Raw genomic sequence first — 17,466 nt, 5'->3', positions numbered from 1 at the left:
GACCTACCCGCTTGCCTGACAGCAGTTGGCCGTCACCGATAGCCGGTTAGGAGTTCGAGCCGAGGTGCTTCCCGACCTGATCACCCCGCTACCGGTCATCCTGAGTGAGAACGCGGGCCGGTTCCCGGACAAGATCGCCTTCGAGGACGACCGGTACGCGGTCACCTACCGGGAACTCGACGCACGGACGAGGAGACTGGCCGGTCACCTGGTCGGCCTCGGTGTCCGGCGCGGCGACCGGGTGGCCCTGTGTCTCGGCAACTCGGTCGCGATGGTGGAGAGTTACCTCGCCGTGGTACGGGCCGGCGGCATCGGCGTGCCGGTCAACCCGCAGGCCGCCCCGGCGGAGATCGCATATCTCTTGGCGGACAGCGAGGCGACGCTCGCCCTCACCGGCACGGCACACGCGGAGACTTTCGTTCAGTCGCTTCCCCGCGTCACCCGGCGGGTGTCCGTCGTCGTGGCAGGCGCCCCCGACGCCGGGCGCCTGCTGCCCCCGGGCACCGTACCGTTCGAGGAACTCGCCACCACCGAGCCCGCCGACGAACCCCCGGACGACCTCGCTCTCGACGAGGTGGCCTGGATGTTCTACACCTCGGGCACCACCGGCCGCCCCAAGGGCGTCCTCTCCACCCAGCGCAACTGCCTGTTCTCCGTCGCCTCTTGCTACATTCCCGTGCCCGGCCTGTCCGAGCACGACCGCGTACTGTGGCCATTGCCGCTCTTCCACAGCCTGTCCCACATTGCCTGCGTCCTGTCCGTCACCGTCTCCGGCGCCACCGCCCGGATCATGGACGGCAGTTCGGCCGACGACATTCTGACCGCCCTGCGCGAGGACCGGTCCACCTTCCTGGCCGGCGTCCCCACCACCTACCACCACCTGGTCGACAGGGCCCGCCGCACCGGCCTCTCCCTGCCCGATCTCAGGGTCGGTCTCGTCGGCGGCGCCGTCACCGGCCCTGGACTGCGCCGCTCCTTCGAGGAGACCTTCGGCATCCCCCTCGTCGACGCCTACGGCAGCACCGAGACCTGCGGGGCCATCACCGTCAACCCGCCCGACGGCCCCGTGGTCGAGGGCTCCTGCGGCCTTCCCGTGCCCGGTGTCGGAGTCCGGATCGTCGACCCCCGCACCGGGCAGGACGTGCCCGCCGGACACGAGGGCGAGGTGTGGGTCAGCGGGCCGAACGTCATGGTGGGCTACCACAACAACCCGCAGGGCACCGCCGAGGCCCTACAGGACGGCTGGTTCCGCACCGGCGACCTGGCCCGGCGCGACGAAGCCGGCTACTTCACCATCAGCGGCCGCCTCAAGGACGTCATCATCCGCGGCGGTGAGAACATCCACCCCGACGAGATCGAGGCCGCACTGCGTGTGGCCGAGGGCGTGGCCGACGTCGCGGTCACCGGCATGGCCCACGACACCCTCGGCGAGGTGCCCGTCGCCTGGGTGGTCCCCGGTCCGGCGGGCGTCGACCTCGCCCGGCTGCTCGACCGGTGCCGTGCCCAACTCTCCGCGTACAAGCTCCCCGAGCGCGTGTACGAGGCCCGGGCCATCCCCAGGACCGCCTCGGGGAAGGTCGTCCGGCGTCTCCTCCCCGACCTGCCGGCCCGGCTGCGGTACGCCGCCGACGGTCACCACGAGGGACTGATGCTGAGGGACTGGAGCAAGGTGGCGGTCTCCTCTGACGCGCCGGAAGGGCTGCGCTGGGCAGTGGTCGGCCGGACCGCAGCCACCGACGGCCTGGTCGCCGCCCTTCGGAAGGCCGGTGTCGCCGACGTACGGCACTACGCAGACCTTTCCGCGTCACGCACCACCCCTGACGCGGCCGCCGACGTGACGGTCCTCGCAGAGGCAGAGGCAGAGGCAGAGGCAGACGCGGACACATGGGCGCCGGCCCGCGAGGGGGTGGGTCGGGAGACCGGGTCCCGGCTCGTCGTCCTCACCCGGGGCGCGATGGGCGTCACCGACCGGGACGGGACGCCGGACGGCGCCGAAGTCGCCCTGTGGGCAGCCGCACGGGCCGCACAGGCCGATCCGGGTGACGGCGCGCCGCTGACGATCGTCGACGTCGAAGCCGGCACCCCGGGGTCCGAGTGCGCCGTGGCGCTGATCACCGCCGTCTCCTCCGGTCTGCCCCAACTCGCTGTACGCGACGGGGAGCTGATGCGGCCCAGGCTCGTGCGCCTCCCCGTCGCCGACCGGCCGGATCCTGCCATGCCGGGGATCGAAGGCGTCGTGGTCGTCACAGGCGCCGACACCAGGACCGGCTCGGTCCTCGCCCGCCACCTGGTCACCGGGCACGGAACACGACACCTCGTGCTCGTCCAGGCGACGCATACCAACGACCGGTGGAGCCAGGACGAGCCGCTGCCGCAGGGGGTGGACATCGTCCGCGTCGTGGCCGACGGCTCGGACACGCTGGAGTTGTACGAGGCCCTGACCCGGACCGGTCCGGTGACCGCGGTCGTCCACACCGCCGATGATCCCGAACTCGCCCGAGCACTGCACGACTTCACCGCGGACGACGATGTCGCCGCGTTCGTCGTGGTGACCGACGCCGCCGCACTGGTGGGCGCTTCGGAGTCCGACGGCCTCGCCTCGACGGTGGTCACCGCCGCCCTCACCGAGGCCGTGGTCCGCGACCGGCGACTGCACGGACTGCCCGGCTCGCTGCTGGCCCTCGGCCGGCCGGACGAGGGCCCCGCCGCTTTCGACGCACTGATCGAGACCGGATCCCCGGCCCTGCTGGCGCTTTCGCCGAGCACCATCAACCCCGGCGACCGGGTGCGGACGCTGCTCGGCACCCTGACGGATCAGGAGCCCCGCGCCACCGCTCGGGCCGACGAGACGATCACCGCCGCCCTGCGCGCGCGTCTGGCCGACCTGGACGAGCGGGGCCAGCTCGCCCTGCTCGGCGAGATGATCCGCAACGAGACCGCCGCCGTCCGAACCCACGCGAGCCCCGAACCGATTCCGGCGGGCCGGTCCTTCCGCGACCTCGGCCTCGGCTCCCTCGCGGTCGTCGAGCTGCGCAACCGGCTGACCGGACGGACCGGGCTGCGTCTGCCCACCACCGTGACCTTCGACCACCCGACTCCCGAGGCCCTCGCCGCGCACCTTCGGGCCAGGATCCTGGGTCTGCACGACCCGGCCGGGGAGGCGACGGCGGACAGGGACCGGACCGGGGCCGCCGGCCCTGCGGAGCCGATAGCGATCGTGGGTATGGCGTGCCGCCTTCCAGGCGGTGTGGCGAGCCCCCAGGACCTGTGGCGGCTGGTCAGCGAGGGCCGGGACGGTGTGTCCGGCTTCCCGGAGGACCGAGGCTGGGATCTGGACGGCCTGTTCGATGCCGACCCGGAGAAGACCGGCACGTCGTATGTCGATCAGGGCGGCTTCCTGCACGAGGCGGGCCTGTTCGACGCCGGGTTCTTCGGGATCTCACCGCGTGAGGCACTTGCCATGGATCCGCAGCAACGACTGCTGCTGGAGACCTCGTGGGAGGCGCTGGAGCGGGCCGGGTTCGACCCGGGGACGCTGAAAGGCCGTGACGTCGGCATCTTTTCCGGCCTGATGGGACAAGGGTACGGGCTCTCGGGTGCGGCTCCGGCTGAGCTCGAGGGCTTCGGCGAGACGGGCAAGGCGTCGAGCGTGGCATCCGGACGCGTGTCGTACGTGTTCGGTTTCGAGGGCCCCGCGATCACCGTGGACACGGCCTGCTCATCCTCTCTCGTGGCCATGCACCTGGCGGTCCAGTCGCTGCGCCAGGGCGAGTGCTCCATGGCGCTGGCAGGCGGCGCGACGGTGATGGCGGAGCCGTCCACGTTCGTGGGGTTCTCGCGGCAACGTGCCCTGTCCTCGGACGGCCGCTGCAAGTCCTACGCGGATGCCGCGGACGGTACGGGCTGGGCCGAGGGCGCCGGTGTCGTCGTCCTGGAGCGGCTCTCGGAGGCGCGGCGCAACGGGCACCGGATCCTTGCGGTGATCCGTGGCAGCGCGGTGAATCAGGACGGCGCGTCGAACGGTCTGACGGCGCCGAACGGTCTTGCGCAGCAGCGGGTGATCCGTCAGGCGTTGGCGGCGGCCGGTCTCTCGGCGGCTGAGGTCGACGTAGTGGAAGGGCACGGCACGGGCACGGTCCTCGGCGATCCCATCGAGGCGCAGGCCCTGCTGGCGACGTACGGCAGTGACCGGGAACCCGGGAGCCCGTTGTGGCTGGGGTCGTTGAAGTCGAACATCGGTCACACGCAGGCGGCGGCGGGTGTGGCCGGTGTGATCAAGATGGTGCAGGCGCTGCGGTACGGGGTCATGCCGCCCACGCTGCATGTCGATGCTCCCTCGTCGAAGGTGGACTGGTCGGCGGGTGCCGTCCAGGTGCTGACCGAGGCCCGCGCGTGGCCGGAGACCGGGCGGCTCCGCCGTGCCGGTGTGTCGTCCTTCGGCCTCAGCGGGACGAACGCGCACCTGATCCTGGAGCAGGCCCCGGAGACGGAGCCCGTCGACGCGCGGCCCGTCGAGTCCGAGCCGACGGCAGAAGTCGTCGACGGCGTGGTGCCATTGGTCCTGTCCGCCGCCTCCGCGGCATCCCTCGTGGGGCAGGCCGAGCGGTTGGCGTCCTTTGCGGAGTCGACTGAGGTGTCACTGCCGCATGTGGCGGGTGCGTTGGTCGCTCAGCGTGCGGTGTTGTCCGAGCGTGCGGTGGTGGTGGCCGAGCCCGGGGTGGAGGCGTTGGCGGGGCTTGGTGCGCTGGCGCGGGGTGAGTCGAAGCCCGGTGTGGTCACGGGCAGCGCGGTGGGTGCGGGTAGGACGGTTGTGGTGTTTCCGGGTCAGGGTTCGCAGTGGGTGGGGATGGGACGTGAACTCCTCGACTCTTCGACGGTGTTTGCGGAGCGGGTGGGGGAGTGTGCGGCGGCGTTGGAGCGGTGGGTGGACTGGTCGTTGGTTGATGTGTTGCGTGGGGATGCTCCAGTTGATTTGTTGGAGCGGGTGGATGTGGTGCAGCCGGCGAGTTTTGCGGTGATGGTGGGTTTGGCTGCGGTGTGGGCGTCGGTGGGTGTGGTGCCGGATGCGGTGGTGGGTCATTCGCAGGGTGAGATCGCGGCTGCGTGTGTGGCGGGTGCGTTGTCGTTGGAGGATGCGGCCCGGGTGGTGGCGGTTCGCAGTCAGGTGATCGCCGCAAGTCTGGCGGGCCGGGGTGGTATGGCGTCGGTGGCGCTGTCCGAGGCTGAAGTGGCCGGCCGTATCGAGCGGTGGGCCGGGCGAGTTGAGGTGGCGGCGGTCAACGGTCCCACGTCGGTGGTGATCGCGGGTGATGCCGAGGCGCTGGACGAGGCGCTGGAGGTTCTTGGGGCGGATGGTGTGCGGGTGCGTCGGGTGGCGGTGGATTACGCCTCGCACACCCGGCACGTGGAGGCGATCGAGGAGACCTTGGGCGAGGCGTTCGCCGACGTCCGGGCTCAGGTGCCGCTGATTCCCTTCTACTCGACGGTGACGGGTGGGTGGGTGCGGGAGGCGGATGTCCTCGACGGTGGTTACTGGTACCGGAACCTGCGGAGCCAGGTCCGTTTCGGTCCCGCCGTCGCAGACCTTCTGGCCGGTGGTCACACCGTCTTTGTGGAGGCCAGTGCCCATCCCGTCCTGGTCCAGCCGGTCAGCGAGATCGTCGACCAGGGCGGCACAGACGCCGTGGTCGCTGGTTCGCTGCGCCGTGGGGAGGGTGGCCCGCGCCGACTGCTGACGTCGATGGCGGAGCTGTTCGTGCGGGGCGTCCCTGTCGACTGGGCGGGTGTCCTTCCGGCCGGTGCCGCCGCCGCTCACGTGGAACTCCCCACGTATGCCTTCGATCACGAGCATTACTGGCTGCGTTCCGCGCCTGCTGTGGATGCTGTCGCGTTGGGTCAGGTGGGTGGTGATCATCCGTTGATCGGTGCGGTCGTGGGTCGGCCGGACTCGGGCGGTTTCCTGACGACTTCGCGGTGGTCGGTGGAGGCGTATCCGTGGCTGGGTGATCACGTCGTGGGTGGTGTCGTCGTGGTGCCGAGTGCGGTGTTGGTGGAGTTGGCGATCCGCTTGGGTGACGAGGTGGGCTGTGCGGTGGTCGAGGAGTTGAGCGTGGATCGGCCCGTGCTGTTGCCGTTGCGGGGTGGCAGGGCGGTGCAGATGACCGTGGGGGAGGCGGACGGGCAGGGTCGGCGGGCGGTCGAGGTGTTTTCCCGTGCGGACGATGCCGGCCTGGAGGGGGTGTGGACCCGTCACGCGCACGGCATGTTGGTGCCCGGCCCGGTGCCCGGGTCCCCGTCGGCTTCCGGCGCGGTGTGGCCTGCCGGCAGCCCCGCAGCCGAGGTGGCCCTGGACAGGGCGGTGAGCGACGCCGACGGCTACGGCCTGCATCCGGCGTTGCTGGACGCGGCGGTGTGCACGGTCCTTCCGCCGGGCATGATCGCGACCCGGTGGAGCGGGGTCGCCTTGCTCGCTTCCGGTGCGGCAGCGGTCCGGGTACGCGCGGCCCGTGACTCCGCAGGGGTGAGCGGTCTCGAGTTGGTGGATGCCACGGCAGCTCCGGTACTGACCGCTGATGCCGTGGTCGCCGAGCCGTTCCAGCCGCCCCCGCCCGAACACGCGGAGACCACGGACACATCGGCTCCTGCCGCGCTGTTCCAGATCGATTGGACCGAGCATCCCCTTTCCCCGGGTGACATGGCTGTCGACGCCGGGACGATGGCGACCGTCGTCGATGCGGAGGACGTCGCCGCCCTTGCTGCGGGCGGTCCAGCGGCAGCGGGCATGCTGGTGTACGAGGCCGGGCACGCGCCCGCCGACCCGCGCGAGGCCGTCGCCGCCGCGTTGGCCGTTCTCCAGGCGTGGCTGGCAGCGCCCGCTCTGGCGCACACCCGCCTCGTCGTGATCGTCCCCGACGCCGAGGCCGATCTCACCGTGGCCGCCGTCTCGGGACTGCTGCGTTCGGCGCAGTCGGAGCACCCGGACCGCATCGTCCTTGTCGAGAGCGGCCCCGGCGAGCAGTGCGGCGCTGCCGAGCAGTGCGGTGGTGCGGCGCCCTCGGAGCACTCGACGGCCGTGAACGCCGTGCGGCTCGCGGTGGCCACCGGCGAGCCCCGGGTCCGTGTGCGTGGTGGCGTGGCCTTCGCCCCCCGGCTGAAGCGGGCCCCGCTCGCCGAAGATCCCCGGCACACCCCGCTTGCCGACGATTCCCGGCGCGAGCTGGACCCCGACGGCACCGTCCTCGTCACCGGCGGCACCGGGACGCTCGGCAGTCTCGTCGCCCGGCACCTGGCGAGCGGACACGGCGTGCGGCACTTGCTGCTGGCCGGCCGGAGCGGACCGGACGCCGAAGGAGCGGCGGCACTGTACGAGGAACTGACCGGCCTCGGCGCGACCGTCACCATCGCCGCGTGCGACACCGCCGACCGGGACGCGGTCAAGGCGCTCCTGGCCGCCGTACCGGACGCACACCCGCTCACCGCCGTCGTCCACACCGCCGGAGTCCTCGACGACGGTGTGGTCACCGCCCTGACCCCGGACCGCTTCGACACCGTCCTGCGGCCCAAACTCGACGCCGCACTGCACCTGCACGAACTGACCCGGGACATCGATCTCGCGGCGTTCGTCCTCTTCTCCTCCGCCGCCGGGGTCCTCGGCAACCCCGGCCAGGGCAACTACGCGGCCGCCAACGCCTGCCTGGACGCCCTCGCCCTCCACCGCCGCCGCTCCGGCCTGCCCGGAGTCTCCCTCGCATGGGGCTACTGGAACGACGCCAGCGGCATGACCCGGCATCTCGGCGCCACGGACCTGCACCGCACCCGGCGCCTCGGCATGGCCGGGCTCTCCGCCGCCGAGGGCACGGCGCTCCTCGACACGGCGCTGCGGGCGGGCGACGAGACCCCTGCCGCGCTCGTGGCCACCCGGTTCGACCTGCCCGCCCTGAGGGCGTCCGCCCGAGCCGGAACTCCCGTGGCGCCGCTGCTGCGCGGCCTCGCGCCCGCTCCTCGGCCGGCGGCCGCGTCCCCGCACACGGGTGTTACCGACTCCTTGCGTGAGCGGCTCGACCGCCTGGGCGAGCGGGAGCGCACAGAGGCACTGGTGGACCTCGTCCGCCGGAACGCCGCCCAGGTGCTCGGCCACTCCGGCACCGACGCCATCCGCGCCGACCGTGCCTTCAAGGACGCCGGTTTCGACTCGCTGACCGCCGTCGAGCTGCGCAACCGGCTCGCGGCCGCGACCGCTCTCAGTCTGCCCTCCACCATCGTCTTCGACTATCCGAAGCCGACGCTGCTCGCCTACCACCTGCGTGCACGGCTCTTCGGCGACGACGAACAGCGGGGCGACGGCCAGGAGCGGAGCGGCGAGGAGCACACCACCGCCAACGGGGCCGTCCTCTCCGACGATCCCCTCGCCATCGTCGCGATGGCCTGCCGCTTCCCCGGCGGTGTGGAGAGCCCTGAAGACCTCTGGAGGCTGGTCGCCCAAGGCGTCGACGCCGTCGGGGAGTTCCCCGACGACCGCGGCTGGGACATCGACCGGCACTACGACGCCGACCCTGACAGCGTCGGCAAGACCTACGTACGGCACGGCGCGTTCCTCGACGACGCGACCGGCTTCGACGCCGCCTTCTTCGGGATCTCACCGAACGAGGCGCTCGCGATGGACCCCCAGCAGCGGCTGCTCCTGGAAACCTCCTGGGAGGCCTTCGAACGCGCCGCGATCGAACCGAGCGCGCTCGCCGGGCAGGACATCGGCGTCTTCGTCGGCGTCAACAGCCACGACTACACCGTACGGACGCACCACGCGTCCGGCATCGAAGGCTTCCGCCTGACCGGCAATTCCGGCAGCGTCATCTCAGGCCGGATCGCCTACCAGTTCGGCTTCGAGGGCCCGGCCATCACGATCGACACCGCCTGCTCGTCCTCGCTCGTCGCCCTCCACATGGCGGCCCGCGCACTTCGGCAGGGCGAATGCTCCATGGCCCTCGCCGCCGGCGTGATGGTCATGGGCAACCTGGAGACCTTCGTCGAGTTCTCCCGGCAGCGCGGCCTCTCCCCGGACGGCCGCTGCAAGGCCTTCGCCGACGCGGCGGACGGAACCGGCTGGTCCGAGGGGGTCGGCGTGCTCCTCGTGGAACGGCTCTCCGACGCACGCCGCCGCGGCCACCAGGTCCTCGCGGTGGTCCGGGGCACCGCGGTCAACCAGGACGGTGCGTCCAACGGACTGACGGCGCCGAACGGGCTAGCGCAACAGCGGGTGATCCGCAGGGCGCTCGCCGACGCCGGTCTGTCGACCTCGGACGTGGACGCGGTCGAGGGCCACGGCACGGGAACGGTCCTCGGTGACCCGATCGAGGCGCAGGCACTGCTCGCCACCTACGGGCAGGATCGACCCGCCGACCGCCCGCTGTGGCTCGGGTCGGTCAAGTCCAACATCGGGCACACACAAGCCGCGGCCGGTATGGCAGGCGTCATCAAAATGGTGATGGCGATGCGGCACGGCGTCCTGCCCCGCACGCTGCACGTGGACCGGCCCTCCACCCACGTGGACTGGTCCGCGGGCTCGGTGGAACTGCTCGCGGAGGCCCGCCGGTGGCCCGAGACCGGGCACCCGCGGCGCGCCGGTATCTCGTCCTTCGGCATCGGTGGCACCAACGCGCACATCGTGATCCAGCAGGCTCCGGTGGAGGACGCCGAGGCCTCCGACCGGGCGGCGACGAACGACCTGGCACCCGGCAACGGGTCGGCAACCGCGCCCGTCCCAGGACGGGTTGCCGATGCGTCAGCCGCCACAGAACCCATATCGCCAGGTTCCGCCCGCCTGCCCGCGCCCGCGCCCGTGCCCGAGCCCGCGGCCGTGCCTGTGTCCGTGTCGGCACGGACGGCGGCGGCGCTGTGCGCGCAGGCCGCGCGCCTCGCTCACTTCGTCGAGACACGCCCCGAGCCGGCCCTCACCGACATCGCACACGCGCTGGCCACCACTCGTGCCCGGCTCGACCACCGGGCGGTGCTGCTGGCCACCGACCGGCAGCAGCTCGCCGACGCGCTGCGCGCGCTCGGCGACGGCACGCCCGCCGACGGCACCGTCACCGGCAGCCCCTCCGAGGGCAAGCTGGCCTTCCTCTTCACCGGGCAGGGCAGCCAGTGGGCCGGCATGGGCCGCGAACTCGCCGAGCGGCACACGGTTTTCCGGAACGCCTTCACCGCCGCGTGCGAGGCGGTCGAACGGCACTTGGACGGTCATCTGGAACGTCCGCTGCGCGAGGTCGTGTTCGCCGGGCCCGGCACGGCGGAGGCCGCGCTGCTCGACCGCACCTTGTACACGCAGACGGGTCTCTTCGCCCTGGAGACCGCTCTGTTCCAGCTCCTCGCCTCCTGGGGTGTACGTCCGGACCTGGTCGCCGGACACTCGGTCGGCGAGATCTCCGCCGCCTGGGCCGCCGGAGTCCTCGACCTGGCGGACGCAGGCGAACTGGTCGCCATACGCGCCCGGTTGATGCAGGCCCTGCCCGAGGGAGGCGCCATGGTCGCCGTCCAGGCGACCGAGGCCGAGGTGACACCCCTGCTGGAGAGGGCCACGGGCGAGATCGCGATCGCCGCGGTCAACGGACCCGGCGCCCTCGTGCTCTCCGGTGCCGAGGACACCGTCCTCGACGTGGCCGCGCGACTGGCCGAACAGGGCCGCAAGACCAAACGCCTGAAGGTCAGTCATGCTTTCCACTCGCCCCTGATGGCCGTCATGCTCGACGAGTTCCGAGCCGTCACTGCCCGGCTGCGTCCCCGCCCGGCCGCCGTACCCGTCATCTCCACGCTCACCGGTGCCCTCGCGAAGGACGGCCACTTCGCCACCCCGGAGTACTGGGCCGACCAAGTGCGCCACGCGGTGCGGTTCGCCGACGCGGTCACCGCGCTCCGCGACCAGGGCGCCGGAACCTTCCTGGAGGTCGGACCCGGCGGCGGCCTGACCGCCCTCGCCCTCGACACGCTCGGCACGGACCACCGGGGCTGCTTCGCCACCCTGAGCGCGGACGGCTCGGAGGAGACCGCAGTCCTCACCGCACTCGCCGAACTGCACGTCCGCGGCACGGACATCGACTGGTCCGCCCTCCTCGGCACCCCGGCCACGGCGATCGGCACCGAGCTGCCCACGTACGCCTTCCAGCACCAGCGGTACTGGGTCGAGCCCGAGACCACCGCCACCGACGCCGAGGCGCTCGGCGCCCGCACCACCGGGCACCCCCTTCTGGGCACGGCGGTCGAGATCCCCGACGACGACCACGTCGGTCCGGTCGGCGACGGCGGCACCCGTGTGGTGCTCACCGGGCGGCTCGACCGGCGTGCCCTCGGCCGGCTCCTCGATTCCGGCACCGATACCGCTCCGGCCGCCGTACTCCTCGACCTGCTGGTCCACGCCGGAACCGAGGCGGGAAGCGGCGCCGTCGAGCAGATCGTCGTCGACACCCCGCTCACCGTGCCCGAACACGGCCACCTCCAGCTCCGTGTCCACGTCGATGTCCCCGGCCGCGACGGGCTGCGCCCGGTCGTCGTCCACAGCAGGCGGGCGGGCGACGAGGACAGCACCTGGACGCGCCACGCCCGCGCACTGCTCCGGCCAGGCCTGCCCACGCCGTCCTTCGACCTGCGCACCTGGCCGGCCACCACAGCCGATGCCCCGGCGGACCTCCTCGACATCCGCGGAGTACGAGGGATGCACAGCCTGACGGAACAGGACGGTCGGCTCTTCGCCGACGTCTCTCTGCCTCCGGAACTCGTCGACGAGGCCGCGGGGTTCACCCTCCATCCCGCACTCCTCGACACGGTCCTTCGCCTCCTGGCCGGCCGCACCGGTCAGAGCGGGCGCGAACTCACCGGCTGCGCCGACCTGGTCGTGTACGCCGAAGGCGCCACCGCCCTGCGACTGCGGGCCACGCCCGTGGAGGGCGGACGCCACCTCGTGGAGCTCGCCGACCACACGGGCGAACCGGTCGCCGCGCTCGGACCCCTGACCCTGGGCCGCACGGACAGCACCCTTCCCGCCGCCGAGGTCGGCACCCCCGCTCTTCGCGAGGCACGGGCGACGGAGGACGGCCCGCTCGTCCGACGGGTCGTGGGACGTCCGGACGCCGAGAGCGGCTCGCCGGCCCACCGGCTCGCCGCGCTCGGAGCCACCGAACAGCAGCGCGTCCTGCTGGACCTGGTGAAGGAGAGCGCGGCCGTCGTCCTCGGCCACACCAGCGCTGAGGCCCTCGACGAGGAGCAGCCCTTCAAGGATCTCGGCTTCGATTCCCTCAGCGCCGTCAGACTCCGCAACCGGCTGCACGACTTCACCGGCATGAGCCTCCCCAGCAGCCTCGTCTTCGACTACCCGACCCCGTCCGCGCTCGCCCGGCACCTGCGCACCGAACTGCTCGGTGAGGAAGCCGACGACCTGTCGGCTGGAGTCGTCCGATCCGGACCCGCCATGCCCGCGGACCCCGACGAGCCGATCGCCATCATCGCCATGAGCACCCGCCTGCCCGGCGGCGTCGACAGCCCCGAGGAACTGTGGCGACTGGTCACCGAGGAACGCGACGCGCTCTCCGGCTTCCCGCAGGACCGGAACTGGGACGTCGACAAGCTCTACCACCCCGACCCCACCCACCCCGGCACCACCTACACCCGCGTCGGTGGATTCCTGCACGACGCCGCCCACTTCGACGCCGGACTCTTCGGGATCTCGCCGCGCGAGGCCCTCGCGATGGACCCGCAGCAGCGGCTGCTCCTGGAGACCTCGTGGGAGGCCCTGGAACGGGCCGGGATCGACCCCCTCTCCGCCCGGGGCCATGACATCGGTGTTTTCACCGGCATCGTCCACCACGACTACGTCACCCGGCTGCGGCAGATCCCCGAGGACGTCCGGGGCTACGTGATGACCGGCACCTCGTCGAGTGTGGCGTCGGGACGCGTGTCGTACGTCTTCGGCTTCGAAGGACCGGCGGTGACCATCGACACGGCCTGCTCGTCCTCCCTCGTGGCGATGCACCTCGCAGCCCAGGCGCTGCGGCGCGGAGAGTGCTCGCTCGCCCTCGCGGGCGGTGCGACCGTCATGTCGAGCCCGGACGCCTTCGTGGAGTTCGCCCGCCAGCGCGGACTCTCCGCCGACGGCCGGTGCAAGGCGTACTCCTCGACCGCCGACGGCACCGGCTGGGCCGAGGGCGTGGGCGTCATCGTCCTGGAGCGCCTGGCGGAGGCCCGCCGCAACGGCCACCGGATCCTGGCGGTGCTGCGCGGCAGCGCCGTCAACCAGGACGGCGCCTCGAACGGCCTGACGGCTCCCAACGGACCCTCCCAGCAACGCGTCATCCGGCGCGCCCTGTCCGACGCGGGCCTGTCGGCGAAGGACGTCGACATGGTCGAGGGCCATGGCACCGGCACATCCCTGGGCGACCCGATCGAGGTCCAGGCACTGCTCGCCACCTACGGAAAGGACCGGCCCGCCGACCGTCCGCTGTGGCTCGGCTCGCTGAAGTCCAACATCGGCCACACCCAGGCAGCGGCGGGTGTCTCCGGCGTCATCAAGATGGTCGAGGCGCTGCGACACGGCGTCATGCCGCCGACGCTCCATGTGGAGGAGCCGACACCGCAGGTGGACTGGACGGCCGGCGCGGTCGAACTGCTCAGGGAGGCGCGCCAATGGCCCGACACGGGCCGGCCGCGCCGTGCCGCCGTCTCCTCCTTCGGCGCGAGCGGCACCAACGCCCACGTGATCCTGGAGGAGGCACCCGAAGAGCCCGTCGATCCGTCGGCGGCGGAGAGCGGCGCGGAACTGCCCGCCGCGCCCGTCGTGGTGCCGCTGGTGGTGTCGGCGCGGAGTCCTGGCTCGCTGGTGGGGCAGGCGGAGCGGCTGGTGTCGTTCCTCGGGCAGAACGCGGGCACCCTGCCGCATGTGGCGGGTGCGTTGGTCGCTCAGCGTGCGGTGTTGTCCGAGCGTGCGGTGGTGGTGGCCGAGTCCGGGGTGGAGGCGTTGGCGGGGCTTGGTGCGCTGGCGCGGGGTGAGTCGAAGCCCGGTGTGGTCACGGGCAGCGCGGTGGGTGCGGGTAGGACGGTTGTGGTGTTTCCGGGTCAGGGTTCGCAGTGGGTGGGGATGGGACGTGAACTCCTCGACTCTTCGACGGTGTTCGCGGAGCGGGTGGGGGAGTGTGCGGCGGCGTTGGGGCCGTGGGTGGACTGGTCGCTCATGGATGTGCTGCGGGGGGATGCTTCGGCTGCGTTGTTGGAGCGGGTGGATGTGGTGCAGCCGGCGAGTTTTGCGGTGATGGTGGGTTTGGCTGCGGTGTGGGCGTCGGTGGGTGTGGTGCCGGATGCGGTGGTGGGTCATTCGCAGGGTGAGATCGCGGCTGCGTGTGTGGCGGGTGCGTTGTCGTTGGAGGATGCGGCCCGGGTGGTGGCGGTTCGCAGTCAGGTGATCGCCGCAAGTCTGGCGGGCCGGGGTGGTATGGCGTCGGTGGCGCTGTCCGAGGCTGAAGTGGCCGGCCGTATCGAGCGGTGGGCTGATCGAGTCGAGGTGGCGGCGGTCAACGGTCCCACGTCGGTGGTGATCGCGGGTGATGCCGAGGCGCTTGATGAAGCGCTGGAGGTTCTTGGGGCGGATGGTGTGCGGGTGCGTCGGGTGGCGGTGGATTACGCCTCGCACACCCGGCATGTGAAGGCGATCGAAGACGTACTGTCAACGGCCTTCGCCGACATCCGTGCGCAGGCCCCGCTGATTCCCTTCTACTCGACCGTCATAGGTGAGTGGGTCAAGGAGGCGGATGTCCTCGACGGTGGTTACTGGTACCGGAACCTGCGGAGCCAGGTCCGTTTCGGTCCCGCCGTCGCAGACCTTCTGGCCGGTGGCCACACCGTCTTCGTGGAGGCCAGTGCCCATCCCGTCCTGGTCCAGCCGGTCAACGAGATCGTGGACGAGGCGGATGACACGGTCCGGCTGCGTGCTGTCGTGGGTGGTTCGCTGCGCCGTGGCGAGGGCGGTCTGCACCGGCTGTTCACCTCGATGGCCGAGCTGTTCGTCCGGGGTGTGCCGGTGGACTGGGCCGCAATGCTGCCTGCCGGTGCCTCGCCGGTCGAGCTTCCGACGTATGCCTTCGATCGACGTCACTACTGGTTGCAGGAGGCCGACGACGCCGACGGCAGCGGCTCCCCGGGCGAGGACATCGACGCGGACTTCTGGAGCGCCGTCGAGCGGAGCGACGCGGACTCGCTCGCCGGACTGCTCGCCCCGGATTCCGCCGGTCTGCGCGACGCCCTGCGCACTGTCGTCCCGGTGCTGGCGGACTGGCGCGGCAGGCGGCAGCAGCGGTCCAGCGCCGAGCGCCTCCGCTACGCCGTCACCTGGCGGCCCCTGGACCGGGAGGTGACGGGAGTACCCGCGGGCCGCTGGCTCGCCGTACTGCCGCCAGGATGCCCGACCGGAGACGCGACCGGTGTCCCGGCCGACTCCACGGCCGGCTCCCAGGTGCTCGAGCTCCTCGCGGCGCTCGCTGCCCAGGGACTCGACATCGTGCCCCTGGAGATCGCCACCTCTGCCTTCACCCGCACGGGGTTCACCGAGCAGCTGCGCGGCATCCGAGCCGCGTACGAACCGGCCGGGGTCCTCTCCCTGTTCGCCCTCGACGGCACGCAGGACGCCACGGTCACCGCCGCCAGGACCCTCGCGCTGATTCAGGCCCTCGGAGACGCGGGCGTCGACGGGCCCCTGTGGTGTCTGACGCGGGGCGTGGTGAACACCGGGGTCCAGGACACCGTCACCGATCCTGGCGAGGCCGCGCTCTGGGGCCTGGGCCGCGCGGTGGCCCTGGAGCACCCCGACCGGTGGGGCGGCCTGGTCGACCTCCCGGCGACCGTCAACTCCCGCACCATCCAGTACCTCTTGGGCGCGCTGAACGGCGCAGCGGGGGACGACCAGCTCGCCGTGCGCCGCTCCGGCGTCTACAGCAGGCGGCTGACCCGCAAGCCCGCACCCGAGGCGCCCGCCGACGGCGGCTGGCAGCCTCACGGCACGGTCCTCGTGACGGGCGGCGCCGAGGCCCTCGGCGCACATGCCTCGCTCTGGCTCGCCCGGTCCGGAGTGCGCCGTCTCATCATCACGACCACGGCTCAGGCGCCCGCCGACGCCGTCACCACGTTGCTGGACGAGCTCGCGGCCGCCGAGGTCGCGACGACCGTCGTCTCCTGCGCCGACGCCGACCGTGACACGCTCGCCCGGCTCATCGCCGAGACCCCGCGGGAGCAGCCGCTCACCGCCGTCGTGCACGCCGCCGACATCGCCTGGACCGGCAACATCGCCGACACCGGCCTCGCCGACCTCACCGAGGTCTTCGCGGCCAAGGTCGACACCGCCGTATGGCTCGACGCAATGTTCACCGAAACCGGCACCGGCGGGGCCCCGCTCGACGCCTTCGTGGTCTTCTCCTCGATAGCCGGAATCTGGGGCGGTGGTGGCCAGGGTGTCTCCGGCGCGGCCAACGCGGTCCTGGACGCCCTGGTCGAACGGCGCCGTGGCCGAGGACTCGCGGCCACCTCGATCGCCTGGGGAGCCCTCGACGAAATCGGCCCCGCCATGGACGAGGCGACCCTCGCGCAGCTGCGCCGCCGCGGTGTCCTGCCGATGACCCGGCAGATCGCGACGACCGCGTTCGAACAGGCCGTGCAAGCGCGGGAGAAGGCCGTGACGGTCGTCGACATGGACTGGGAGGCGTTCATCCCGGCGTTCACCTCCGGACGGGTCAGCCCGCTCTTCGCCGATCTGCCCGAAGCCGCCGCCGCCCTGCGCGCCTCCCAGCCCGATGCCGAGGACATCGGCACCACCTCTTCCCTGGTGGACTCCCTGCGCAACGTCCCCGAGGCGGAACAGAACCGTCTCCTGCTGCGGCTGGTGTGCGGACAGGCCTCGACCGTCCTCGGACACAGCAGCACGGACAGCATCGGCCCGCTCCAGTCCTTCCAGGAGGTCGGTTTCGACTCGCTCGCCGCGGTCAACCTCCGCAACAGCCTGCACGTGGCCACCGGCCTACGACTGCCCGCGACGCTCATCTTCGACTATCCGACCCCGGACGCCCTCGTCGGCTTCCTGCGCTCCGAACTGCTGACGGAAGCGGACGACGACCTGGACGCGCGGGAGGACGATCTGCGGCGCGTACTCGCGCAGGTGCCGCTCGCCCGGTTCCGGGAGGCCGGCCTTCTCGACACGCTGCTCGGTCTCGTCGGTCCCGAGGACGGCTCCGCGCCCGGGGTGACGACTCCCGTGCCGGACCCGGTGGTGCCCGTCGCCGCGGACGACGCCGACCTGATCGACGTCATGGACGTGGCCGACCTAGTGAAGCGTGCCCTGGGAGACGGCACCGACTTCCTCGGAGGCGACCGGGAGCTACCAGACCAGGGGATGCCCCGCGAAGGCGGCCCTGCCTAATCTCGTGGAGGCAGCCCTCGATATTC

Annotated in this window: 1 protein-coding gene; it reads left to right on the top strand. The window is 72.0% G+C overall.

Going from position 1 to position 17,466, the window contains the following annotated elements; genetic code table 11:
• Positions 1-64 precede the first annotated feature (64 nt).
• Positions 65-17,440 carry a type I polyketide synthase gene (locus Saso_RS38435; protein ID WP_307822249.1) on the top strand — a complete coding sequence of 5,792 codons (17,376 nt, stop codon included), beginning with the start codon at positions 65-67 and terminating at the stop codon, positions 17,438-17,440.
• Positions 17,441-17,466: the final 26 nt, after the last annotated feature.

The organism is Streptomyces asoensis (genome assembly GCF_016860545.1).
Classification (GTDB): Bacteria; Actinomycetota; Actinomycetes; order Streptomycetales; family Streptomycetaceae; genus Streptomyces; species Streptomyces asoensis.
The sequence above is the reverse complement of the archived record's forward strand: the minus strand, read 5'-3'. Positions and strand labels throughout refer to the sequence as shown.